At 40.6% G+C, this 24,138-nt stretch carries 23 protein-coding genes; 7 read left to right on the forward strand and 16 right to left on the reverse strand.

What is annotated here, in order from left to right; genetic code table 11:
* Window positions 1-14 precede the first annotated feature (14 nt).
* Window positions 15-875 (forward strand): signal peptide peptidase SppA, encoded by an 861-nt coding sequence (sppA, locus tag OO773_RS04170; protein ID WP_178137348.1) that lies wholly within the window; start codon window positions 15-17, stop codon window positions 873-875.
* A 20-nt stretch (window positions 876-895) separates the two neighbouring features.
* Here sppA and OO773_RS04175 read toward each other — a convergent pair whose 3' ends face one another.
* From OO773_RS04175 to OO773_RS04185, 3 genes are all read right to left on the reverse strand, one after another.
* A complete protein-coding gene (locus OO773_RS04175) occupies window positions 896-1,432 on the reverse strand; it encodes a glycosyl transferase family 90 (RefSeq protein WP_080552445.1) in 537 nt (178 codons plus the stop codon).
* 615 nt (window positions 1,433-2,047) lie between these two features.
* Window positions 2,048-2,272 carry a hypothetical protein gene (locus OO773_RS04180; protein WP_231102944.1) on the reverse strand — a complete coding sequence of 75 codons (225 nt, stop codon included), beginning with the start codon at window positions 2,270-2,272 and terminating at the stop codon, window positions 2,048-2,050.
* A 560-nt stretch (window positions 2,273-2,832) separates the two neighbouring features.
* Window positions 2,833-3,072 (reverse strand): hypothetical protein, encoded by a 240-nt coding sequence (locus OO773_RS04185; protein WP_264828711.1) that lies wholly within the window; start codon window positions 3,070-3,072, stop codon window positions 2,833-2,835.
* 179 nt (window positions 3,073-3,251) lie between these two features.
* Here OO773_RS04185 and pseC point away from each other — a divergent pair, with 179 nt between their 5' ends.
* Complete coding sequence (gene pseC / locus OO773_RS04190; RefSeq protein ID WP_006564353.1) at window positions 3,252-4,379, forward strand: UDP-4-amino-4,6-dideoxy-N-acetyl-beta-L-altrosamine transaminase; 1,128 nt, start codon at window positions 3,252-3,254, stop codon at window positions 4,377-4,379.
* Here the strand turns inward: pseC and OO773_RS04195 are convergent.
* Genes OO773_RS04195 through gltS form a run of 4 tightly spaced genes read right to left on the reverse strand, consistent with a single transcriptional unit; the run spans window position 4,335 to window position 9,682 of the window.
* On the reverse strand, window positions 4,335-6,731 hold the full coding sequence (locus OO773_RS04195; protein ID WP_231102922.1) for a heavy metal translocating P-type ATPase: 2,397 nt from the start codon (window positions 6,729-6,731) through the stop codon (window positions 4,335-4,337). The genes pseC and OO773_RS04195 overlap by 45 nt on opposite strands.
* Window positions 6,712-7,437 carry a tRNA1(Val) (adenine(37)-N6)-methyltransferase gene (locus OO773_RS04200; protein ID WP_370413314.1) on the reverse strand — a complete coding sequence of 242 codons (726 nt, stop codon included), beginning with the start codon at window positions 7,435-7,437 and terminating at the stop codon, window positions 6,712-6,714. The genes OO773_RS04195 and OO773_RS04200 overlap by 20 nt, the downstream gene beginning before the upstream one ends.
* The gene (ribD, locus tag OO773_RS04205) at window positions 7,407-8,441 is read right to left on the reverse strand and encodes a bifunctional diaminohydroxyphosphoribosylaminopyrimidine deaminase/5-amino-6-(5-phosphoribosylamino)uracil reductase RibD (protein WP_240330139.1); all 1,035 of its coding nucleotides are present in this window, start codon (window positions 8,439-8,441) and stop codon (window positions 7,407-7,409) included. The genes OO773_RS04200 and ribD overlap by 31 nt, the downstream gene beginning before the upstream one ends.
* Entirely contained in the window at window positions 8,441-9,682 is a 1,242-nt protein-coding gene (gltS, locus tag OO773_RS04210) for a sodium/glutamate symporter (protein ID WP_073115646.1), read from the reverse strand. Before gltS ends, ribD begins: the two co-directional genes overlap by 1 nt.
* Window positions 9,683-9,763: 81 nt before the next feature.
* On the opposite strand from gltS, the gene OO773_RS04215 reads away from it, so the two are divergent.
* Window positions 9,764-10,975 (forward strand): saccharopine dehydrogenase family protein, encoded by a 1,212-nt coding sequence (locus tag OO773_RS04215; RefSeq protein WP_264828712.1) that lies wholly within the window; start codon window positions 9,764-9,766, stop codon window positions 10,973-10,975.
* 77 nt (window positions 10,976-11,052) lie between these two features.
* Window positions 11,053-12,162 carry a selenium metabolism membrane protein YedE/FdhT gene (gene yedE / locus OO773_RS04220; RefSeq protein ID WP_050780188.1) on the forward strand — a complete coding sequence of 370 codons (1,110 nt, stop codon included), beginning with the start codon at window positions 11,053-11,055 and terminating at the stop codon, window positions 12,160-12,162.
* Window positions 12,163-12,315: 153 nt separating this feature from the next.
* On the opposite strand, the gene OO773_RS04225 is transcribed toward yedE, so the two are convergent.
* Window positions 12,316-12,600, reverse strand: a complete 285-nt coding sequence (locus OO773_RS04225) for a hypothetical protein (RefSeq protein WP_034375982.1) — start codon at window positions 12,598-12,600, stop codon at window positions 12,316-12,318.
* 86 nt (window positions 12,601-12,686) lie between these two features.
* Between OO773_RS04225 and OO773_RS04230 the strand changes: the two genes are divergently transcribed.
* Window positions 12,687-12,938, forward strand: a complete 252-nt coding sequence (locus tag OO773_RS04230) for a transposase (protein ID WP_034375985.1) — start codon at window positions 12,687-12,689, stop codon at window positions 12,936-12,938.
* Here the strand turns inward: OO773_RS04230 and OO773_RS04235 are convergent, their stop codons facing one another.
* The 8 genes from OO773_RS04235 to lolA form a co-directional block, all read right to left on the reverse strand.
* Window positions 12,939-13,661 (reverse strand): restriction endonuclease, encoded by a 723-nt coding sequence (locus OO773_RS04235; RefSeq protein ID WP_264828713.1) that lies wholly within the window; start codon window positions 13,659-13,661, stop codon window positions 12,939-12,941. It abuts the gene before it with no gap.
* A gap of 6 nt (window positions 13,662-13,667) precedes the next feature.
* Complete coding sequence (locus OO773_RS04240) at window positions 13,668-14,933, reverse strand: peptidase U32 family protein (protein ID WP_264828728.1); 1,266 nt, start codon at window positions 14,931-14,933, stop codon at window positions 13,668-13,670.
* Between the two features lie 15 nt (window positions 14,934-14,948).
* Window positions 14,949-15,704 carry a protein phosphatase CheZ gene (gene cheZ, locus OO773_RS04245; protein WP_006564345.1) on the reverse strand — a complete coding sequence of 252 codons (756 nt, stop codon included), beginning with the start codon at window positions 15,702-15,704 and terminating at the stop codon, window positions 14,949-14,951.
* A 96-nt stretch (window positions 15,705-15,800) separates the two neighbouring features.
* On the reverse strand, window positions 15,801-16,973 hold the full coding sequence (trpB, locus tag OO773_RS04250; RefSeq protein ID WP_040499178.1) for a tryptophan synthase subunit beta: 1,173 nt from the start codon (window positions 16,971-16,973) through the stop codon (window positions 15,801-15,803).
* On the reverse strand, window positions 16,973-18,331 hold the full coding sequence (trpCF, locus tag OO773_RS04255) for a bifunctional indole-3-glycerol-phosphate synthase TrpC/phosphoribosylanthranilate isomerase TrpF (protein WP_006564343.1): 1,359 nt from the start codon (window positions 18,329-18,331) through the stop codon (window positions 16,973-16,975). Before trpCF ends, trpB begins: the two co-directional genes overlap by 1 nt.
* Window positions 18,324-19,319 (reverse strand): anthranilate phosphoribosyltransferase, encoded by a 996-nt coding sequence (gene trpD, locus OO773_RS04260; protein ID WP_006564342.1) that lies wholly within the window; start codon window positions 19,317-19,319, stop codon window positions 18,324-18,326. Before trpD ends, trpCF begins: the two co-directional genes overlap by 8 nt.
* 87 nt (window positions 19,320-19,406) lie before the next feature.
* Entirely contained in the window at window positions 19,407-19,604 is a 198-nt protein-coding gene (locus tag OO773_RS04265) for a hypothetical protein (protein WP_034375989.1), read from the reverse strand.
* Window positions 19,605-19,687: 83 nt separating this feature from the next.
* The gene (gene lolA, locus OO773_RS04270; protein WP_006564341.1) at window positions 19,688-20,206 is read right to left on the reverse strand and encodes a LolA-like outer membrane lipoprotein chaperone; all 519 of its coding nucleotides are present in this window, start codon (window positions 20,204-20,206) and stop codon (window positions 19,688-19,690) included.
* A 100-nt stretch (window positions 20,207-20,306) separates the two neighbouring features.
* Between lolA and secA the strand changes: the two genes are divergently transcribed.
* Both secA and OO773_RS04280 read left to right on the forward strand, forming a co-directional pair.
* The gene (secA, locus tag OO773_RS04275; RefSeq protein WP_034375992.1) at window positions 20,307-22,898 is read left to right on the forward strand and encodes a preprotein translocase subunit SecA; all 2,592 of its coding nucleotides are present in this window, start codon (window positions 20,307-20,309) and stop codon (window positions 22,896-22,898) included.
* The gene (locus tag OO773_RS04280) at window positions 22,898-24,130 is read left to right on the forward strand and encodes an ABC transporter permease (RefSeq protein ID WP_176486665.1); all 1,233 of its coding nucleotides are present in this window, start codon (window positions 22,898-22,900) and stop codon (window positions 24,128-24,130) included. The genes secA and OO773_RS04280 overlap by 1 nt, the downstream gene beginning before the upstream one ends.
* Window positions 24,131-24,138: the final 8 nt, after the last annotated feature.

Below are 24,138 nucleotides of genomic sequence, written 5' to 3' on the forward strand. Positions count from 1 at the left end.
TTCTAGGAGTTTTTATGCTTGATAAGTTAGCCAGAATCATCACCATTCCCTTAGAATTCATCACCCGTTATTTTAAAGCCCTTGTACTTTTATTAATTGTGGCTGTTTTACTCATCAGCACCAAAGGCACTACAACACAAAAACCCAATTTGGCAAAACTCTATCTGTATGGCCCTATTTTTGAAAGCGAGAGTTTTCAAGATCAGATCAATAAAATATTACAAAACCCCAGTATTAAAGGCGCTCTTTTGATGATTGATTCTCCGGGCGGGACTATTAGCGCGAGTGTGGAGTTATCTGATATGGTGGCTAGCTTAGCTAAAAAAATGCCCGTAGTGGCATATGTACGCGGTGTAATGGCTAGTGGGAGTTATTATGCGGGCATGATGGCTAGTAAGATTTATGCCAACAGAGGCGCACTCATTGGCTCTATTGGTGTGATTTTTAGTGGCGTAAATATCGCGCCTTTAATGGACAAATTGGGGATTAAGACACAAGGTGTTGCTAAGGGTGCGTATAAAGAGGTGGGTACTTTTATGCGGGAGTGGACACCGCAGGAAAAACAATATCTCAATGGCTTACTCAATGAGCAGTATGGTATGTTTGTAAGCGATGTGGCTAAGGCTAGACATTTAGATCCCAAAGACACCCCTGCTTTTGCTGAGGGTAAAATCTTTAGTGCTAAACAAGCCCTATTTTTAAAACTCATTGATCGGGTTAGCACTTATGATGAAGCGATTAAGGCGTTAGAACATTTGAGTGCGGTTAAAAATCCAATCTGGCTTCAAAAGGATAAATTAGAAATTTTTATGGACAAGTTTTTTAAATCCAGTAGCCAAGCACTTGCCCAAGTCTTGAGCTATCAGATGCGCTAAGATAAGAAAGTGTGTGTTATCTAATGGAATAAATCCTCTTCTAAGGGACAAACTTGCAATTGTCCTGTAACATAGAAATACTTGCGTATCACCAAAAAAGCCACCAGTTTTTCTAGCTTGAGAAAGGTCTGTACATAAGCGTTAGCATGGGCGATGATTCTTAGGCAATCCCTGGGGCGAGTACTAAAAAATTTAAGCTGCGCTTGTACATCGCTGTAATCATCTTTAATAAGAATGTAGTGGACATTGGGGATAAGCTGGCTTTCTAAAAAAAAGCTTTCAAATTTGGGTGCGGGCATCAGCGCAATTGAATTAGAACTTAGGATCCATTTTAAATTACTCGTCACATCATAGCCCTCCAAAGAGAGAATAAATTTGTACTCTAAGTGCCTAGCAATGCTGGCTCTTGGCTTACTTAGAGGGAGCAAGATTTGCTCTAACTTAGAATCGTTTAGAGTAGTACCCACATGCCCTAGGTCCATAAGAGGGTGGTTGAAGTAGCGTTGCAAAAAGGCAATGCGATGGGGTTGTAAACTTGCGCCCCTAAAAAATAGCATGTCTTTTTTAGCACTAAAGGGTAGGTTTACTGGAGGAAAAATATGTTTGAAGTGCCGTCTTCTATCTAGAGGAAGCAACACATTGTAGGAATAAGGGTGAGTCTTGCTTAAAACAGGCCTGCTTTTACAAAAAGGTAGGAATCAACATATTGTAATTCACATCACCATATTCCAAATGATAAGCCAAACCTTGGGGGAAGTGCCTAAAATGTTGCATAAAATCGTAGTAGTAGCGACTTCCCCTGGCTATACCTTTAAAAAGTCCTAAAGATTGGGGGGGGGGGGTAAAAGTTGCAACAGAATTAGGAAAACTGCAACAAATATTGACCCTTCTTTTAACATCTTCTAACTCTGCCGTTGACAAAGCCCCAAGCGACTTAAGTACCCCATTTAAATGAGATTTACACCTCAGAGTATGTAGAGGCAAATAAGGATCTACACAGGCAAAGAGACCCACAAGATTTGTTATAAAAGCACCCATGCCAAGAAGCGAGCAAATTTTATACCTCGCTAAGGAATACTAGGTGCTTGCTTAAATTTAGCTCTCAGTCAAGCGTTTAGCGGGTTATTTGGGGGTTAAGCATGTTGTGGTGTGCACCTCTGCAACAAAATGATCTATAGAGCTTTGCATTTAGAAGGATAGATCGTTCTCACCATTCCGTTAAGTTTTGTGGCCACTTCAAGCATGTTACTTGCCAATGGTAGGAGAAGAGTATCGCACTTACATGCAGCAATAGCCTTATCAAGCAATAACTCCGTCATGTTAGAATTCTCAGGGTTATAGGGTATTTCTGCACTCACTAAGCCACCCACATTAAAATCGCTACTATTAAACTGCACAAGATACTTTACATTGCGATCAAATTTTGCCGCTATCACTGCGGGATTGGAACAACCACCAAGTAGCAAAGTGAGTAACAACCCTCCTAATAAAAACCCACCAATACTTTAATCCTGCCAATATGGCAGAGTAGAGTTATATCCTCCCCTGCAACTTTAAAAAGACTAGACATAAAACATCCTTGCTAAAAAAATTAACGGGTATCGTTGTAACAGCGGGTATTGTACCGCGAAAGTGGAAATGGCTGGCTCATCCCACTAGCTAAAGACGAGTGGGATTTCTGCCAAAGATACTTAAATTTCTATATCTGGAAGATCTAGCAAATCATGAGAAAGAGAGATCAACTCTTCAAATAAGGCCTCAAAATCCTCCAGAAGTTCTATGTATATATCCAATATATCATGGAATAAGGACGGATCTAAGTCTAACTTCAAAGGATACTCTTGTGAGTCTGATAGCCAGCTAAGAAGCAGACCCCGCTTTGAAGATTTAGCTAAAGACTGCCGATGTTTCTCAGATACTTCTCACACACAAGCACTAGGGCTTTTTAAAATCCCATCTAGTGCCACGCACTCCCGGGCAACACTTCTATACGCGCCCCAATTTCTACCTCTTGGGGTTCTTTAAATACGCGCTTTATTTGGCCATTTTCTAACTCTAAAACCAGTACCTGCAAGGGTAAACTATTTTGTAATTGATCTAAGATTGCGTTGGCCTTGTGTCTACTTTTAAGTTCTAAGAATTTAGAGGCAGAGATAAAGGTAAGGGCACTTGGAGTTATATTTAAAGCTACATCCAACCCAACAAATGCCTCGCGTTTGTTTGTACGCCTACTTGAGATTTCTAGTAGAATAGTTAAAGTCTAGCTCTAACAAGCTTGATACCTTTAAGTGCGGGTGATTCTCTTAAACCTAAGCTAGAATTTAAAAACGGAATACTAGGTGCTTGTTTGTTTGTCAGTTTATGTAAGGTTAGCCTATGAACCCCTATAGCACCCAAAGCATTAGCGCTGAGGATATTTTAGCTGTCAATCAAGCCCTGCAAAGCCCGCATCTCACACAAGGCCCCTTAGTGGAGCAATTTGAACAGGCTTTGGCGGGTTATTTGGGGGTTAAGCATGTTTGTGTGTGCACCTCTGCAACAAGTGCGCTTTTTATGATCTATAGGGCTTTGCATTTAGAAGGACAGATTGTTCTCACCACTCCGCTAAGTTTTGTGGCCACTTCAAGCATGTTACTTGCCAATAATGCCTTGCCTCTTTTTTGCGACATTAAAGAAGATGGAAATATAGATGAGAATCTTTTAGAGCATGTGCAAAATAAAGCGATTAAGGCGGTGGTGAGTGTGGATTATGGGGGCAAAAGTGTAGAGGCAAACGCGATTAAAGCATTTTGCAAAAAACACAACCTCTATTTTATCTCAGATAGTTCGCACAGCTTAGGGGGTAGCTATAAGGGATCTAAGATTGGGACTTTAGCCGATGCTAGCATTTTTAGTTTCCATGCTATTAAACCTATAACCACCGGTGAGGGCGGGGCGATTGCAACCAATGATAGTAACTTGTATCAAAAACTCAAGCTTTTAGTTTCTCACGGGGTGATCAAAAAAGGTTTTGAGGTAGAAGTAGAAAGTTTAGGCTTTAATTTTAGAATGACAGAGTTACAAGCAGCACTAGGTTTAAGCCAGCTTAAAAAATTAGATAGCTTTATTGCTACGCGTGAGAAAATCGCTAAGTTTTACGATGTAACTTTTAAAGATAATCCCTATTTTACTTGTTTGCATGCACAAATTCCTAGCGACATTAAAAGCTCTAACCACCTCTACCCTATTTTACTCAAACCCTTTTTATGGGCGCATAAACCCCAGATTTTAGAGCAACTTTTAAAGGCACAAATTGGAGTGCAGGTACATTACAAACCTATCCACACCTTTAAACTCTATCAAAATCTCTTAGGGCCTTTGCATTTTCCTAAGGCACAGGATTTCTACGCAAGTGAAATTTCTTTACCCTGTCATCAAAAAATGAGTTTAAAAGAAGCCAAAGATACAGCCTATAAAGTTTTAGAAATCCTTAGAGAGAAGTCTCAAACTATTACCCACAACTAATAAAGAGCTTAAACCCATGCCCAGTGCGGCAATTAATGGCGTGATAAGCCCACAGAGGGCTAAGGGGATAAGAAGCGTGTTATATAAAAAGCTTAGGGCTAGGTTTTGCTTAATAAGGCGGTGTACCCTAGTTGAAGTCCTAAAGGCTTCTAAAACACCCTCTAAACTATTATTAAGCACAATCACATCGCTATACAGTAAGCTTAAATCATGCCCCTCATGCATGCAAATTGAAACATGTGCCTTAGCTAGGCTTGGCGTATCATTCATTCCATCGCCTACCATGACTACAATTTGGCGTTTGGCTAAAGCTTTTTCTATGTGTTGTAGTTTTTGCTGGGGCGTGAGGGGCGCAAAACAGGCGATATTTAAACTTTTAGCGATCTCAAATACCTGAGTCGAACTATCGCCACTTAAAATTGCTAGATTGAGCCCCTTTTTCTTTAGGGTTTGTACAAGTTGCATGGCTTTAGGTTTAAGCGGGGAGTTTAGTGTAAAGCTAGCTACCAATGTTAAATTAATGCTACATGCAAAATCTGCACAAAGTACGCCTACCTCAACGCCCTTGCTTTTTAAATAAGCCACACTGCCTGCGTGTACAATCTGATCTTGATAATGCCCTTCTAAGCCGCCTTCCTCTTGCTTGATAGATTGCAACGATATATCTGGACGGGCGTCTTTTTTTAAAAAGGTACTGATAGCTTGTGAAATAGGGTGGGAGTTATGCCAAATTAAAGATAAAAGCAAGCTAGGATTATAGGGGGCGTGGATTTTATAATCTGCCACACTTAAACCCGTGCTTAAAGTCCCTGTTTTATCTAAAAAAAGCGTGTTGGCTTTGGCTAAGTATTCTAAACTCTCTGTCTTTTTAAATAAAACCCCCTTTTTAAAGGCTAAATGCACCCCCACCACTAGGGCAATGGGCGCGGCTAAAGCAAAGGCACAAGGGCAGGCAACCACCACCACCGCCATAGCCACCATAAAAGCCTTGTATAAGCCTGCTAAAAAGTACCAAACTACAAACCCTAAAAGAGCGATGAAAAGAATGACAAGACTAAAGAACCTAGCTAAAGTGTCGGCTTTTTGTTGTAATAAAGGTTTTTGTGCAAAGCTTTTTTGTATGAGTTGTACCATTTGGCTTAAAAAGGAGAGTTTAAAACTCTCTGTAACTTGGTAAATAAAGGCTTGTGCGTGGTTGACATAGCCAGCTAAGAGTTTATCCCCGCTTTGAAGATTTATGGGGAGAGTTTCGCCATTAAATGCTTGCGTACTCACACAAGCACTAGGGCTTTTTAAAATCCCATCTAGTGCCACGCACTCCCCGGGCAACACTTCTATACGCGCCCCAATTTCTACCTCTTGGGGTTCTTTAAGTACGCGCTTTATTTGGCCATTTTCTAACTCTAAAACCAGTACCTGCAAGGGTAAACTATTTTGTAATTGATCTAAGATTGCGTTGGCCTTGTGTCTACTTTTAAGTTCTAAGAATTTAGAGGCAGAGATAAAGGTAAGGAGCATGCACACCGATTCAAAATAAGGTTCTAGTCCCTTAAAAGTAGCATAAATAGAATAGCCATAAACCCCCAACGCGCCCACACTCACACTAAAATCCATGCCTACAAATTTGTATTTAAGTCCATAAAACGCGCCTCTTAGAAACTGCCACCCTGTAATGGCTAGGGTTAAACTTGCTAGCGCCCATGAAGCCACATTGAGTTTAAAGGCCATTGACGCGTCCATTCCTGAAAAATAGCCCGCGTAGTTAGCAATGGCTATCCACATCACATTCATGCTCGCAAAAATCCCTACCACAAGTGCTCTAAAAGCTTTTTCCTCCTCTTTTCTAGCGTGGCTATCTTGGATACGCGGATCGTAAATTTGTGCCCTATACCCTATAGAGGCAATGGTGTTTAAAATGGTGGCGATGTTGATCTTTTGTGGATCAAAGGCTAAAGTGGCGCGCTGGGCTGTGTAGTTGATCTGTACTTTTTTAATCCCCTCTTGTTTTAAAAGTACCCGCTCAATAAGCCACACACAGGCCGCACAATGGATATTTTCTAATAAAAGAGATATTTCTAAATAGCCATTTTTTAAAGGGGTGGTGAAGTTTTTTAGAAAGTAAGCAGAGTTGTAGTAATTACTGTCATGCTCTTTTATGGGGGTGATGGGCTCTAGGGTGCGATCCACTAACTTAGTATAAAAACTTTCTAATTCTAAAGAGTGTAGGAGTAAAAAAACTTGTTTACAGCCACTGCAACAAAAATAAAGCGGGGTTTGTAGGGGTTTTTCATGGAGTGTCTCTAGGCTCAGGGGTTTAGAGGAGATAGGGAGTTTACAGTGCGCACATTTCAAGGGAAGCCTTGATACTATGGGTTTTAAAGCGCGCATAAATGCTAGCAACTTCTTCTGTAATGGCGCGCTGATCTTTGGCCTTATGCGTGATCAGTGGGGGGCCAATTTGTACTAGACTTTTAGAATTTTTACGCGCACAGCAAAGAATCAAGCTGGCTTTTTGATCTTTAAAGGGGTGTACAAAGCGCAATAAAATAGCTTTCAGTTTTGCCTTTTGCAAGGCACTAATAAGGGTATCTATTAGGCTAGCGTGGTAACAAAGAATAAAATAACCCTTTGGTTTGAGTAAAAAGGAGGCTTTAGTACAAAAATCCAGCAAGGGTAAAAAGCTTTGGTTAGTGGCGCGGGCTTTTTGTGTGTAGGGACTTTTGAGACTCTCTGCTGGGTAGTAGGGGGGATTAGAGAGGATAGCATCATAGCCCGGGGTTAAAGGATAATCTAAAAAATTTGCCTGATAGACTTGTGCTTGAGGGAGGTTTTGGCTATTAAGCCTAGCAAAAAAGGCAAGATTGCTATCTATTTCTATCAAATCTAAAGGATTAGCATATTTTTTAGCGCATAAAATCCCCACAATCCCACAGCCCGCCCCCACATCTAAAAGCCGATCGCCTTTTTTGATAAAGGGCAATGCAAAGTTGACTAAAAATAAACTGGTGCTGTTGTAGGCATAGCCCTTTAGTGGTTGGTAGAATCGCAAATAAACCACTCCAATAAATCAGGTCCTAAAAGCTGGCTATGACAAAAAGTAAAGGATTTTAGAGGCATTTTAGTAGACTTAAGCGATCCTGCTAGGGTGCTGTTTTGGTGTATTAAAAGCATGTCTACATGTTTTTGCAAACTGACAAATAAGTCCCAACCTCCCTCAATGATGTTAAAACCCTGTTGTAATGGCAACTCCTCTACTTGGTGGCATATTTGTACTTGGCGTTTTTCTACCTGAAAAAGAGGAACAGTAGGATCAAAGGGCGTTGTGTCTCTTGTAAGAATAGCGACATTAGGGGGGCGTTTTGTATAAGCACTCAAGCGGCTATCTAAAGTAGGGCGATCGCTGCGCACGCTTTGGCCTGAGATGATGAGGTAGTTAGCAATAGATCGCTGGGTATGGGTAAAAATTTGGCTTAATTCTTCTGAAATTTTGCCCTCAAAAGAGCCATTTAATCTTAGCGCAATTTTAAAAAGATTAAACACCCCCTTTTGTTCTAAACATTTAAAAGGATACAGTAAAGCCCTGCCCTCTTTTTCTAGTACGCCAGTAATAACCTCAATACCGGCCTCTTTTAAGCAAGCCAAACCACCCATAGCTTTTTTATGGGTTTCTAAACAGCTAATGATCACTTTTTTAGGTTTGATCTGGGCTAAAAGGGCAGCGCAAGGAGGGGTTTTACCAAAATGATTACAGGGTTCTAAAGTAACTAAAAGGGTGCAGTCTTTAAATAGGTTATTGTGATGCTTGCTTAAAAATTGGTAGGTTTGTTCTCTATCCTTGCTATTAATTTCTTTTGGAAAGGGCGTGGGGCTTAGTTTATTGTAGGCATCTTTAAGGGCACGCACCTCAGCATGGGGGGTGTTAGCTTGGCTGTGATCTTGCAGGGCTAAAATATTATGGTGTTGATCTAAGATCATGCAAGCCACGCTAGGATTTGGAAGAGCTAGAGTCTGGCTTTTATAGGCATGCTGAATACAGGCGCGCATTAAAATTTCAGTGAGCATTAGTAGTGGAAGGGTAGGGCTAAAAATCCCTTGATCGCTAGAGCGTTGATCATATCTACAAAAAACGCCCCCACTAAAGGCACGACAATAAAGGCAACATGGCTAGGCCCATAGTGGTTGGTGATGGTTTGCATATTAACCATTGCCGTAGGGGTTGCACCTAGTCCAAAGCCACAATGTCCGGCACTTAGCACGGCTGCGTCGTAGTTTTTACCACACACACGAAAAGTTACAAAGATACTATAAAGCACCATAAGCGCTACTTGGACAGTCAGAATAATAGCAATGGGCAAAGCAAGGTTGACTAACTCCATTAAATTAATGCTCATGAGGGCAAAGGCTAAAAATAAACTCAGGCTGACATTGCCAATCACGCTTACCTCGCGATCAAAAACTTGGTGGATTTTGCTATAAAAAAGAAAGTTTCTTAAAAGCACGCCTACAAACAGACACCAAACAAAAGTGGGCAAAGTGGGGAGGGTAAAACTCCCGATATGGGTGAATTTAGCGTATTTAGCAATAAATGTACCTAGTAATAAAGAAAGACTGACTAAAGCCAAACTATTAATAAAGCTATTAGCGGTGATGAGTCTTTCTTGTTTGGGGGTTTCAAAGGCAAGTTTAGGGGCTAATTCGCGTTGTTGTTTCTCTTGGCTGGTGGGTTCTAAGCGGTATTTTTTAATCAGATAATGAGCTACAGGGCCACCAATAACCCCTCCACTCACTAACCCAAAAGTGGCGCACACAATAGAAACCTCTAAACTTTCAGGGAAATTATAGGGGGGTTGAGAAAAAGTTGCAGACCACGCTACACTTGTGCCATGCCCGCCGGTTAGGGAAATAGAGCCACCTAGTAAACCCATGAGAGGGTTAACCCCAATCAGACTAGCCACTCCTATACCTACTAAATTTTGTATCACCACAAAAACCCCCACCACGATTAAAAACACCCCTAGCATTTTGCCCCCCTTTTTTAAAGAGGCAAAATCTGCGCTTAAACCAATGGTGATAAAAAAGGTGAGCATGAGCGGGTCTTTAAGGCTAGAGTCTAAAACGAGTTTGAAATCATAGAAATGGTGTAACACCGTAATCACAAAAGCAACCAGTACCCCGCCTACCACCGGTTCAGGAATATCATAATCTCTTAAGAATTTGACATGGCGGATAATCAAACGGCCAAGCAATAACACGCCCACCATACAAACCAAAGTCGCATAAATATCTAAGCTAATCATCATCATAAAGACTTTCTCATTTAATCAAAAGGTAATATAAATCTTGTATAATAGCATAGTTGTGAAGACCTAACTTGAAGGGATCAAATGCTCACAGTTTTACAAATTGGAGCCGGGGGCGTGGGGAGTGTGGTAGCGCATAAATTGTGCCAAAACCGCGACTTGTTTGAAAGGGTGGTACTGGCTAGCCGCACTTTAAGCAAATGCCAAAGTATTGCTAATAGCATTAAGGCTAAAGGGTTAGGGGAGGTAATTTGTGAGCAAGTAGATGCGGATTGTATAGAGGCTGTGGTGGGCTTAATTGAAAAATACAAACCTAAAGTGGTGCTTAATATCGCCCTGCCCTATCAGGATTTAGCAATTATGCAGGCGTGTTTACTCACCAAAACCAATTATTTAGACACCGCTAATTATGAACACCCCGATTTAGCTAAGTTTGAGTATAAAGAACAATGGGCTTTTGATAAAGCCTATAAAGATGCACAGATTTTTGCTTTGCTAGGTAGCGGGTTTGATCCGGGTGTAACCAATGTTTTTTGTGCTTATGCCCAAAAACACCATTTTGATGAAATCTATAACATTGATATTTTAGATTGCAATGCCGGCACCCACCCCTATCCTTTTGCAACTAATTTTAACCCTGAAATTAATTTGCGCGAGGTGAGTGCCCCGGGGCGTTATTATGAAAATGGGGCATGGATTAAAACAAAACCTTTAGAAATTAAACAAACTTGGGCTTATCCTGAAATTGGCGAGCGCACTTCTTATTTACTCTACCATGAGGAATTAGAATCTCTAGCCAAGTATATTCAGGGTTTAAAGCGCATTCGCTTTTTCATGACCTTTTCAGATGATTATCTTAACCATATGCGTTGTTTGGCTAATGTGGGAATGTTAGGCATTCAGGCCGTAGATGTACCCCTAGCTGATGGCCAAATGGGTAAAATCGTGCCTATCCAAATACTCAAACAACTTTTACCCGATCCAGCTAGTTTAGCCGGCAAAGTGAGGGGTAAGACCAATATTGGTTGTTATATCCATGGCACTAAAAATAAGAAAGAAACGATGCTTTATATCTATAATGTTTGCGATCACCAAAAATGTTATGCAGAAGTGGGTAGCCAAGCTGTTAGCTACACAACAGGTGTACCCGCTGTGGTAGGGGCGATTTTAATTTGTAAAGGCATTTGGGGTGGGGAAAATTCTAAAGGGGTGTTTAATTTAGAACAACTCAATCCCGATCCTTTTTTAGAAGAACTGGTTAAGCAAGGACTTAAATACGAAGTGATTGAACGGTAGATCACACTAGATTTTTTTAGGCCTTAGTTAAGGCACACATTCTCTTTTTAGAATGGACTCTCATCTTTGGAGTTTCCATGTACTCCTTCTTAATGCGCAAATGGGATTTTGCGCCTTCTTGTTTGGCTTTAAGCGTTGCCTCTGTTTATTACTTTGGTCTTTTGGGCACTTATTGGGCTGTTACGGGCGAATTTACCCGTTGGGGCGGGGCTTTACTACAAGCTTTGCATGTCAATACTGATCACTTAGGGTATTTTAAAATCATCGGTCTACATGGCAATTTCTTAGAACGCATAGATGGGGTGATGGTTTTAGGCATGTTTATTGGCATGTTCTGTGCGGCTAGTTTAAGCGGCTCTATTTGCTTAAGTTGGCCTAGAATCAAAGAGTTAGGGCGTGCCATTTCAGGGGGGATTTTAGCCGGACTAGGGGCGCGTTTAGGATTGGGTTGTAATTTAGCTAGTTTTTTAACCGGTATCCCCCAATTTAGTTTGCATGCGTGGTTTTTCACTTTGGCTACTCTTCTTGGCATGTATCTTGCCTTCAAATGCTTTCCTACTCCCTGTTTTAGTCCGCCTAAAGGAAAATCCATTCCGCTTAAAATAAGCCAACTCTTAGGCCTATTTGCTTTGGTAGGTTTTATGGGTCTGCTTTTATGTGGGTATTTTTCCTCTAAATTAACCTATGCGTTGTTCTTTGGCTATGTCTTTGGCTTTATTGTCTCAAAGGGACAGATTTGTTTTACGGCTGCCTTTGCGCGCCTCTTTACTCAGGGTCAAGGTTTAGAGGCTAGCGCGTTAGTTTGGGCTATGTTAGTGGGGAGTATCGGAGTGATGACTTATATCCGATTGGGAGTTATGCCTAAAATTATGTGGGCTAGTCCGGGTATTGTGATAGGGGGGTTACTCTTTGGATTTGGGATTGTCATAGCTGGGGGGTGTGAATGTGGTTGGATGTATCGTACCATGCAAGGGGAGGGGCGCGCGCTTTTTATAGGGCTGGGTAATATTGTGGGGGCTAGTTTAGTGGCCTTAAGCTGGGATTTTTACGCACCACTTTTTACTAGCTTTCCTAAAATTAATTTATTAGACATGGGCAATTTAGGGTTAATACTCCAAGTAATTTTACTCTTTGTGCTATATTTTATAATCCAAGAAGTAGCTAAGAGAGTGAGGGGTTGTATTTAAAAACGCTTTAAAGTGGCTTAGTAAGCAGATACAAAACGCGGAGTTATGCCTGTTGTGGGGAATGAAGTCTAAAAGCTAAGGATATTTAGGTTTGTTTAAAGACATTTAGGTCTTACCACCCGCGCCATAAGCCCCTAGCTTTAACCAAGTAGATTAAGGCGCATGCTCTTTGAGCATATTGGAGCATATTGGGATACAACCTCTTTCTAGGCTTTTGATAATCACAGCCTTTTCTGTATTATTCAAAATTTCTACCTCTAAAGCCTTTTTAGCGATTGTTTCTTTGCACTCTGTTAGCACAGAAGGTAAATGTTTTAAACTCTCTTGTTTTAAGTCATCCTTTAGCTCTTGGGTGCTACCGCTAAGCTTTTGAGTTAGATCACCTTTAAAGCTTTCTAATTGTTCTTTGACCACTTGGGCTAAACTTTCTTTAGTCAAGCCATCTTGTATTACTTTAGCCTCAAGTCTAGCCTCTTGGCTTATACTGAGTTAGTAATTCTTGGATTTTTATTTTTCTCACAATTTTGCCTTTAATCCGTGCTTGCTCTAAATTTCTCTCTAAAAAGCAAAGAGGTAGCCACAGACGCTTTAAAGCTAAGATTAAACTAGCTAAGCTACACAGAAAAATTAAGTTTTTAAGAACGGACTTTTTCTATAAACTCGCTAACCATTTAGCTAAACAATACACCCATGTTTTCATTGAGGATTTGGACATGAAAGCTATGTGTAAGCTGTGGGGTAGAAAGATTAGCGATCTGGCTTTAGCGAGTTTGTAGCTATCCTACTCCGGGGTTAATCATTGCCTCCATAATCTTTAAGCTTGTATAAGTTTTGCCCGTACCGCAAGCCATGATCATTTGACCCCTATCGTGTTCTTTAAAATAGGCTAGAGCTTTTGATATGGCTTCCTCTTGGTGTGGCTTTGGGGATTTTTCTGTGATTGAAATTTCTTTGCGCTCAGCTAACTTAGCCCAATCAATATTGGCGGCTAAAAAGTCATCTTGAGAAATGATGCGGATAGGTAAGCTATTATTATCTGTGATAGTATCAAAATGTTTTTTAGTCTTTTCATTCTTCACCCCATTAAGGGCAATAAAAACCCCCTCTGAGAATTTTATCCCATTGCTTAAACCGCTTTGCAAAAGAGCTGTAAACCTCTTTGCTTCTAACAAATCCACTTGATTTTTATAGTATTTGCACTGTACAGCAACAAAAGAATTATCCTTTTTAGTGATCACAAGATCGATGCCGTGATCTGAACCATCTTTGTATGAGAAATCACCCCATAAATCCACTTTTTCAAAAGCATTTTCTGTATCTGTTTTCTCCAACATGTGCTTAGAGAGCACCTCAAAAAAAGAACCTCTAATTTGTGGTGATTTATCCTGAATAAAGCTTTCTTGAAATTCTTCAAAGGTCATGCACAAATAAATAATGGCTAGTGGTATAAGAACTAGCCCAATCTCTAAGAGCCTGTGTTCTTTATTGCTTAACTGCACACTTGGCTAAGCTAATTTTGTGCGTAAAAATGTGCGGGAGGGGAGTTTGATAGGGAGTTTTACAGGGTTTGTATTACCGCTATGAATTGCCTCTAATTCTGTGCCATTTTCTAAAAGAATGGTGTGCAATAGCACTTGCCACTCCATGTTGGCCTGCACGATCTTACCAATTTCATTAGCCATAGGTTTTATAGACACGCCAAAGGGCAAAACCAATTCATAGGGTTGGTTGGGTTTAGTGGTGAATTTACATAAAAAATACAAGCCATTATCTAACACTTCACCATTGACCTGAAAATCGCCCTCACTGATAGCGGTTTTAAAGTTTTGGGTGTCTAACTTCTCATAGGGTCGTTTGATCAGATACCCCTCACTAAACCCTCTATTTTTAAGCGTGGCTAGTTCGGCTTGATAGAGGGCTGGGCGGTATTGGTTATTATAGTAATCCTCAATAGCGGTGCGGTAGGTTTTAGTTGTAATGGCTGTATAGTAGCTAGATTTAGTACGCCCCTCAATTTTAAGCGCGCTAATAGCCTTAGAGTCTAGGATAGTTGCGATATGATTAGCTAGATTGAGATCTTTAGCATTTAAAATATGCGTCCCTATTTCCTCTTCTTCCTCTAGGCGCATCATCACGCTTGTATCTGGGTTTTTAATATAAACCTCATAATCAAACCGACAATCATTCGCACAACTCCCCCGATTAGGCACGCGTCCATGCTGGAGTGCTGAAATTAAACAGCGCCCTGAAAAAGCAAAGCACATACTCCCATGTACAAAAACCTCTAATTCTAAATCCGGTAATGCCTCTTTAATCTGTATTGCATCGCTTAAACTCATTTCTCTAGCCGCTACAATGCGCTTAACCCCCATTTCATAAAAGGCGCGCGCATCTAAAACATTCATGACATTAGCTTGAGTAGAAAGGTGGATAGGAATATGGGGGGTGATTTTTTGGGCAAGTTTAAGAACGCCAATAGTAGCAATGATAAGCGCATCTACTTGACAAGCGGCTAACTTTTTAAGGTGTTCTTCTAAAAGCTTAATTTGGGAGTTAAAAGGAAAAGCATTTAAAGTAGCGTAGAATTTTTTACCCCTTGCATGGGTATAATCCACCCCCTCTTTAAAACTCTCTAGATCAAATTCTTTAGCCGCGCGGTTACGCAACGAAAACTGCCCCAAACCGGCATAAACCGCATCTGCGCCATAATCAAGAGCAATTTTAAGCTTAGCAAGATTGCCAGCAGGAGCAAGCAACTCTACAGGTGAAATAGGCATAAAAGATAGTTATTTTTTCCCAAAAGCAGCGATGAGCGCTTCAATATCGCTTTCACTCGCTACACTTTCATTATCATCGCCAACAATATAAGAGGCAGAGCTAACCCGTTTAGAATCCTCAATATTGCCCTCAAATAAAGAATTCATATACTGGGTGAGCGCGCGCATGACATTAATAACCCGCTCGATCTTTTGGCGGTGAATATCTTGATACTGCATAATATCCATAGCCTGCATAGAAGAATCCAAACACCCTTCAGCTTTTTCTTGGATAGAATCGATACTTTGTAAAATTTCATGGGTTTCATTCAAAGAGGTTTGAAAAGTCTGGATAAGGGGGAAAGCTTCGGCTAGGATTTCAAAGATTTCTAGGTGTTTTTGCAAGGGTGTTTTGATCTTTTTAAGGGTTTTTAAAATGCCCTCAGAACTCATGTTGACATAATCTAGTTGATCAAAAACTTGGGTAGCTTTAACTTCAGAGTCTTTTGTTACATCATCAAGCTGGTGTACTACTTTATGTTCTTCAGTAGGGGGGGGAGGTGGCCACTCCTCAGAATCAATCTTGCCATATCTCTCTGCGTACTTTTTATCCACTTTCATATAGCCGGTTTCTGTAGCGGTTTCTTTTTTACTCTCCGCCCCAGTAAGAGTGTGCTCTTCCTCTTTTTGTTTTGCCTCATCAGAGGAATTTATTTCTCGATCTAGAGGTTCTACTATCTCTAAACCGCCTCCATTAATCAAGGCATCCAATTCTTCCTGGGTCATCTATCCTCCTTAGATAATCTGGCGATTATAGTTTATCTTACTTATATAAATGCTTTAATAGCACACTCAAGCTTGTTCTATATACTCTTAAGATTATCATTTTGAGGCTTTTAATGCTTTTTGCACACTCACTAAATCCTTATCGCCCCTTCCACTTAAATTAACCACCATGAGTGTCTCTTGTGTACAATTTTGCGCCATCTTCAAAGCATAAGCTAAAGCATGGGCGCTTTCAAGCGCAGGGATAATCCCCTCAGTTTTGCAAAGCTTTACAAAGGCTTTTAAGGCCTCTTGATCGCTAATAGCGACATAGCGCGCGCGCCCTGTTGTTTTTAAATAGCTGTGCTCAGGACCCACTCCCGGATAATCTAATCCAGCAGAAAGGCTATGGCTCTCACAAATCTGTCCCTGACTATCTTGTAATATATAAGTTTTACTGCCATGTAAAATCCCTACACTTCCCTTACACAACACCGCCCCGTGTTTATTAGTCTCTAAACCTAACCCTGCTGGTTCTACGCCAATTAACTCCACCTCTTTATCTTCTAAAAAGCCAGAAAAGATCCCCATAGCATTAGATCCCCCTCCCACACAAGCAATCACACAATCAGGTAATCGCCCCTCTTTTTCTAAAATCTGGGCTCTGCTCTCTATGCCTATCACGCGTTGGAAGTGCTTAACCATTTGCGGGTAAGGGTGGGGACCAGCCACCGTGCCTAATAAATAATGGCTAGTGGTATAAGAACTAGCCCAATCTCTAAGAGCTTCATTGATCGCATCTTTTAAACTAGCCGATCCACTTTTTACGCTAATCACCTCAGCCCCCATTAAACGCATGCGAAAAACATTAGGCTCTTGTCTTTGAATATCTTTTTCTCCCATGTAAATCACGCATTCTAACCCTAAAAGCGCGCAGGCAATAGCACTTGCCACTCCATGTTGGCCTGCACCCGTTTCAGCAATAATGCGTTTTTTACCCATTTTTTTAGCTAAAAGCGCTTGGCCAATGGCTTGGTTAGTTTTATGCGCCCCCCCATGGATTAAATCTTCGCGTTTTAGATAAAGTTTGACTTTGGGATTTTGCACCACATTTTGCACCAAAGTTAAAGGGCTAGGGCGGCCTACAAAATCTTTTAATAACCGGCTAAACTCGGCTTGAAAATCTACATCATGCAAACATGCTCTAAAGGCCTCTTGGAGTTGCTCTAAAGCAGGCACTAAAACTTCAGGGACAAAGCATCCTCCAAATTCTCCAAAATAACGATCCATCAATACTCCCGTAACATTTTTGCAATTTGTGCGATCTTTTGTTTGTTCTTTTTACCCGGTGTATTTTCCACACCTGAATTAATATCTAAACCTAGCGCGCCTGTACTAATGGCTCTTTGTAAATTACTAGCATTTAACCCTCCAGCTAGCATAAAGCGATGGGATAATCCGCTTAAAATTTCCCAAGAAAAAGCCACGCCATTACCCCCAGCTCTAGCACCCTTGCTATCATATAAAATTAAATCCGCATGTAAAGTGTGAGCGCTCAATTTAGACGCATTTACATCAACGCGCTCTACCTGCCAAATCGCACAAGAGAGGGCTTGCTTTAAAAGCGCAATTTGTTTAGAGGTGTAGTTTCCATGTAGTTGTATGGCTTTTAAGCGCAGTTGGCATGCATATTGGATAATGGTTTTGATGTCTGCTTTGACAAATACCCCTACAAAGTCTAGTTTAGGCACTTTTTTAATCAATTTAGCCGCTTTTTTAAGAGAAATACAGCGCGGGGATTCTGGATCAAAGATCAACCCGCCATAAATAAACCCGTGCTTAAAAACGGCCTTAGCATCTTTAACCCGCTTAAGGCCACAAACTTTATTTTCCCCTAAGATGAGTTTTTTACAGGCTTTGTTGAGATTTTTCTGAGACATTAAAGAACTCCCAACGAGAAAGCCATGTACATGCCCACAGAGTTTTTTAACATCGGCATGGCTTATTATCCCTGATTCGCTAATAATGATTTTATCATCTGGAATTAGGGGGCGTAACTCTAGGGTAGTGTGTAAATCAACTTTGAGTGTTTTTAAATTGCGGTTATTAATGCCCAAAATAGACGCGCCCAAGTGTAAAGCTCTTTGTACTTCCTCTTGGTTGTGCACTTCTGTTAAAACCGCCATTTGTAAAGATTTGGCTAAAGTGGCTAGTTTGGTGTAGGTCGCATCATCTAAAATACTAAGCATTAATAAAATCGCATCTGCACCCATAAAACGGGCTAAGCGCACCTGAAAGGGATCAATGATGAAATCTTTACATAAAATAGGTTTACTCGTATTGGAGGCTATGATCTGTAAATCGCTATGAGAACCTTGAAAATACTTTTCATCAGTGAGTACAGAAATACAAGTGGCGTATTTTTCATACACGCTAGCAATTCTAAGCAAATCAAAATGGCTTCTAATCAAACCCTTAGAGGGGGAGGCTTGTTTGCACTCTAAAATAAAACTAGTGCGCCTCTCTTGTAGCGCTTGTGAAAAATCTCGCGTACTATTCTTAAGCGCCTCTGGAATAAGATAGCGGTTTTTAAGAGACTGCACCTCTATTTTTTTATGTTCTAACATGGTTGTTAAAAAATCATGCATGGCTAATTTTAACAATCCTCTCTAAATTTTCATAGGCTTTTTGGCTTTGCATACACTCTTGAGCCATCTTTGCCCCTTCTTTAAGATCATTGACCCTACCGGTTAAATAAAGCACGCAAGCGCTATTGGCCGCAATACTAGCTTTATGTGCCTCTGTGCCCTTGCCTTGTAAAATATCTAGGCAAATTTGTACATTTTGTTTTAAACCCGTACTTTTAATCGCATCTAAGGGATAACTTTTAAGCCCAAAATCTGACGGGTATAAATCATATTGTGTGATTTCTCTTTCTTTTAACTCGCACACAAAAGTTTTTCCATGTAAAGCCACCTCATCTGTAGCAGATCCATGCACCACCATAGCCCTTTGTACCCCTAATTCTTGTAAAGCTAAAGCTAGAGGATAACAAAGTTTTGCATCATAAACGCCTAATAGCTGGATAGTCGGTCTTAAAGGGTTAAGTAAAGGCCCTAGTAAATTAAAAATGGTACGGGTTTGTAAAGCACGCCTAAGCTTAGCCACTTTAGCAAAGCTAGGGTAATAAAGGGGCGCAAAGAGAAAAGCAAAATTAGTTTGATTTAGACTAATACTAAGGCGCTCTTGTGGCATTGATAAATTAAGCCCTAAGCATTGGAGTAAATCTGCACTCCCGCTTCCACTGGCGCTATAATTGCCTGCTTTAGCCATTTTAACACCTAAAGAGGCGCACAGCAAAGCGCTAATGGTGCTAATATTAATGCTTTTAATCCCATCTCCGCCCGTGCCACAATTATCCACCCATCTACCGCGCAGCGGACACTCCACTAACAAAGCCTTAGCCGCGCTAGCAATTTCTAAAGGGCTTTCTCCTTTGCATTTAAGCGCAATCAAAAGGGCGCTTAGTTCAATTTCATTCAAACGATCCTCTACAATCGCCTTAAAAAGCGCCTCTATTTGTAAAAAATTTAAATCTTGTCTAGCGCATAGGTGGTTTAAAGTGTCAAGATACATTGATCTACCGGTTTTTTAAGGCATTATAACAAAACCGGGCCAGCAACAAAACACCCCCACTTAAAAACAGTGCTTAACTGCGCCCTACTAACAGCACCTCTGCTCCTCATCTATTTCTAAATCATCAGATGCACTATCTACACATCCACATTGTTCTTCTAACTCCGCACACCTGCATTTGAGTGCGTCTAATTTTTCCTTAGCAACCCTATATTCGGTTCGTAGAGCGTGCAATCTCTGGCGAAGTGCTTTAATTTGAATAAGCCTATCTTCCTGTTGCAACATGAACCAAAAACCTCACTTTCACGGCCTAAACTATTTATTTTTTAAAGGCATGCCCTATCTAGCATAAAAAGCTTAAAATAACCTTATTGTCTGATAATATCAACGCCTTTTGGGGGAGTAAATTCAAATAAGGCAGACCCCAAAGGGATATTAACCCGGACATCGCTAAAAGTAATGCGTACCTTCTCTTGAAGATTATCAATAAAATCTAACTGAATGGGTAACCCTTTTTCTAAAGTGAGGTAATAAGTGGTTTGGTTGATCTTAGCTTTATAGTGGCCATCTTTTTGTAACTTAGCTTTTTGTAAGATAGTAAAAAAATTAAGGTCTTTGGTAAGCTTAGTAAAAGTGGCTTGCAATAGCTTAGGTTCATAAATAATCACCTGCTTATTTTGCATATACACCTCTTTAGGAGTAGGCTTGTTATAAACCCATTTAGCATAAAAAGGGGCTTTAGCTAAAACCTCACCTTCATAAACAGGGTTGATAGGGGAGGGCTTTTTGCCTAAGACCTCTTGTTTAAAATGCGCGCTTAAAGTTGTAAATTGTAAGGGCGCGGCCACTAAAAAATGCAAAGAAAATAGAAAAATACACCAACGCATGCTAACTCTTTTCTTGTTTTATTGGCAATTCTACAAGATTTTGTTAAAATCCGATCTTATGCAACACAAATTCAAGTATCCTTGAGCTTAAAGGATAAATATGATTAAAGCCATGCTCAGTAAAATCATCGGCACGAGAAACCAACGGGCGATTAAAAATTATAAAAAACGCGTAGCTACGATCAATGCTTTAGAACTAGAAATGATTAATTTAAGCGATGCAGAGTTACAGGCGCGTTTTGATCACTTAAAAGTGCAAGTTCAAAGTCAGGAAAAAGGGTTAGACGAGGTGTTGGCTGAGAGTTTTGCTATCACTAGAGAGGCTTCTAAACGCACGCTTGGCCTGCGCCACTTTGATGTCCAACTCATCGGGGGCATGGTTTTACACGAGGGTAAGATTGCTGAGATGAAAACTGGAGAGGGCAAAACTTTAGTGGCCACTTTAGCCGTAGCCCTTAATGCTTTAAATGGGCATAGCGTGCATGTAGTTACGGTTAATGATTATCTAGCCCAACGCGATGCTAAAGAAATGCAACCCCTTTATAATTTTCTAGGTTATAGCGTGGGCGTGGTAACAGGGGAAGTAGATGATGAGGCGCGTTTGGGGATATATGCCTGCGATGTAGTTTATGGTACAAATAATGAATTTGGCTTTGATTACTTGCGCGATAACATGAAATATTCTTTAGATCAAAAGGTACAGAAAGAACACGCCTTTGCCATTATAGATGAGGTGGACTCTATTCTCATTGATGAAGCGCGCACACCTTTAATTATCTCCGGTCCAGTTAGTAAACGCATGGAAAATTATGAGCGAGCCGATCAAGTAGCCCAACGCATGAAGGTGGAGGAAGATTTTAATATTGATGAGAAAAACCGCGTGATTTTAATCACCGAAAAAGGGATTAAGAAGGCCGAAGAACTCTTTGGGGTGGATAATCTTTATAGCCTAGAAAATGCCATTCTCTCCCACCATCTAGATCAAGCACTCAAGGCGCATTATCTCTTTGCACGGGATAAAGATTATGTAGTGGCTAATGGGGAGGTGGTAATTGTTGATGAGTTTACCGGGCGTTTAAGCGAGGGGCGGCGCTTTAGTGAGGGGTTGCACCAAGCCCTAGAGGCAAAAGAAAAGGTCGGGATTAAAGAGGAGAGTCAAACCCTAGCAGATATTACTTTTCAAAATTACTTTAGACTCTATGAAAAACTCTCTGGCATGACCGGTACTGCCCAAACAGAAGCTACAGAGTTTTTAGAAATCTATCATTTAGAAGTTGTGTCTATCCCTACTAATTTACCCATCCAGCGCAAAGACCTTAACGATTTGATTTATAAGAGCGAAAGGGAAAAATTTGAAGCAGTGGTGGCTAAGATTAAAGAATTACACGCCATAGGCCAACCCGTACTTGTAGGGACGGCTAGTATCCAAAAAAGTGAGGCTTTGCATGCCTTATTACAAAAAGAGCGCATTGCTCACACTGTGCTTAATGCCAAACAACACACTAGAGAGGCTGAAATTATTAAAGATGCCGGACTAAAAGGGGCAGTTACTATTGCAACTAACATGGCCGGGCGCGGAGTGGATATTAAACTTGGCCAAGAAGTTAAGGATTTAGGCGGGCTTTATATCATTGGCACAGAACGCCATGAAAGTAGGCGCATTGATAACCAATTAAGAGGCCGAAGCGGGCGACAGGGGGATCCCGGGGTGAGTCAGTTTTATTTGAGTTTAGAGGATAGTTTGTTGCGCATTTTTGGGAGTGAGCGCATTAAGGGGGTGATGGAAAAACTAGGGCTACAAGATGGGGAATATATTGAATCTAGACTCGTTACGCGCTCAGTGGAGAATGCGCAGAAAAAAGTAGAAGCCTTGCATTTTGAAAGCCGTAAACACCTTTTAGAATACGATGATGTGGCCAATGAGCAAAGAAAGACGGTGTATAAATTTAGAAACGAATTATTAGACGATTCGTATGATATTGGCGCGCGCATTGCAGAAAACCGCCAATACGCTATAGGCCGTATTTTAGAAACAAATCAGGCTTTTAAAGAACAGGATTTTCAAGATGAGGATTTAGTCCATGTTGCCCAAAATTTGCAAGAAGAATTTAATTTGCACCTAGATTTCAATGCATTAGAGCAAAGGGATCTAACTTCTGTAGAAAATTTTATTTTAGAGGCTCTGGAGGCACAGTATAGCGCTAAAATGGCTCGCATGGAGGATCAAAATAAAATTGAGCGAATCGTGTATTTACAGATTTTAGATCAGGCTTGGCGCGAACATCTTTACACAATGGATAATCTTAAAACCGGTATCGGGCTAAGAGGCTATAACCAAAAAGACCCTTTAGTGGAGTATAAAAAGGAAAGCTATAATCTCTTTTTAGAACTCATTGATTCGATTAAACTAGAGGCGATCAAAACCTTTCATAAGCTTGAGTTAGTAGCCGATGCACCCGATCAGAGTCAGCAACTTTTAAGTAGCTTAGAAGAATCACAAACAGATTTAAGTTTTAATAACCAAGATATTGAACTAGGATTAAATAACTGGGAGGCAGAACCCAAACAGCATGGCAAAACCATGACGCGCAACACCCCATGTTTTTGCGGGAGTGGCAAGAAGTATAAACATTGCCATGCTAAAAGTGGCCCCAAAAAAGGAATCTTTGCCCCACAAAATAAGCCCCGTTGATGTTTAAGCCCTCCTCTCTAGCGGTCTTTTTAGTCCGCCGTTATTTGCGTTTTGATAAGACTCAGCCCTTTATTAGTATTACCGCGCTTTTAGCGTTTTTAGGGGTAGGAGTTGGGGTGATGGTTTTAATTGTGGCTATGGCTATTATGAATGGCATGGGTAAAGAATTTGAAAATAAGCTCTTTGTTATGAATTATCCCCTTACCCTTTATGCCACTAGCTACTATGGAATTGATCAAAAAACCGTGATTGCTTTAGAACAACGCTTCCCTCATCTCATCTTTAGCCCCTTTTTACAAGCCCAAGTCATGGCGCGTTTTAATGGCATGTTAAGCGGAGGCATGCTCTTTGGGGTCAATATCAAACAAGAGGTGCGGATTAATCATATCCTTAAAAAGGGATTAGAGGGAAATGTAAAAACTTTCATGCAAACCCCTTTTAATTTAGTAGCTGGCAAGGGTTTTAAAGAATCTTTAATGCTAGCAGAAGCCCACAAAATTGATTTATTTTTCACTAAATTAGAACCCACCGGCTTTGTACTCTCCCCGACCATGAAACGCTTTAATTTGCAAGGGTATTTTGAATCGGGTCTAAAAGCCTATGATGGGAGTTATCTTTACACTAATATTCAAGCCCTGCGCGCCATTAGAGATTTGCCAGAGGAGATTTATGACGGGGTGCATGTGTATTCTAAAGATGCGATGAAAGATTTAGAGAGAATCAAACAAGCTTTAAAGAGTATCCCTAATAATGGAGTGGGGATTGAAGGGTGGTGGCAACAAAATGGGAATTTTTTCTCGGCTATGGCTTTGGAAAAACGCGCGCTTTTTATCGTTTTAATGCTCATTATTTTAATGGCCTCTCTTAATATTATCAGCTCTTTACTCATGGTGGTGATGAATCGCCGCAAAGAAATTGCGCTATTACTTAGTTTAGGCGCGACAAAACAAGAAATCAAAAAAGCCTTTTTTAGTTTAGGGGCTGTGATTGGTATGGGGGGGATTGTTTTAGGCATTCTCTTAGCTTTTTTGGTGCTATGGATTTTAAAAACCTTTCCTATCATTTCTCTACCCGCAGATGTCTATGGCATGGATAGATTACCCTTAGATCTTTCTATGGGGGATTTTTTAGGCACTGTGCTTGGGGCGTTGATCATTGTAGCGTTTTCCTCTTATTATCCCGCCCTTAAGGCTTCAGGTGTTAATGTATTAGCGATTTTACGTAATGAATAAGATTTTCA

It is taken from the genome of Helicobacter suis HS1, assembly GCF_026000295.1.
Classification (GTDB): Bacteria; Campylobacterota; Campylobacteria; order Campylobacterales; family Helicobacteraceae; genus Helicobacter; species Helicobacter suis.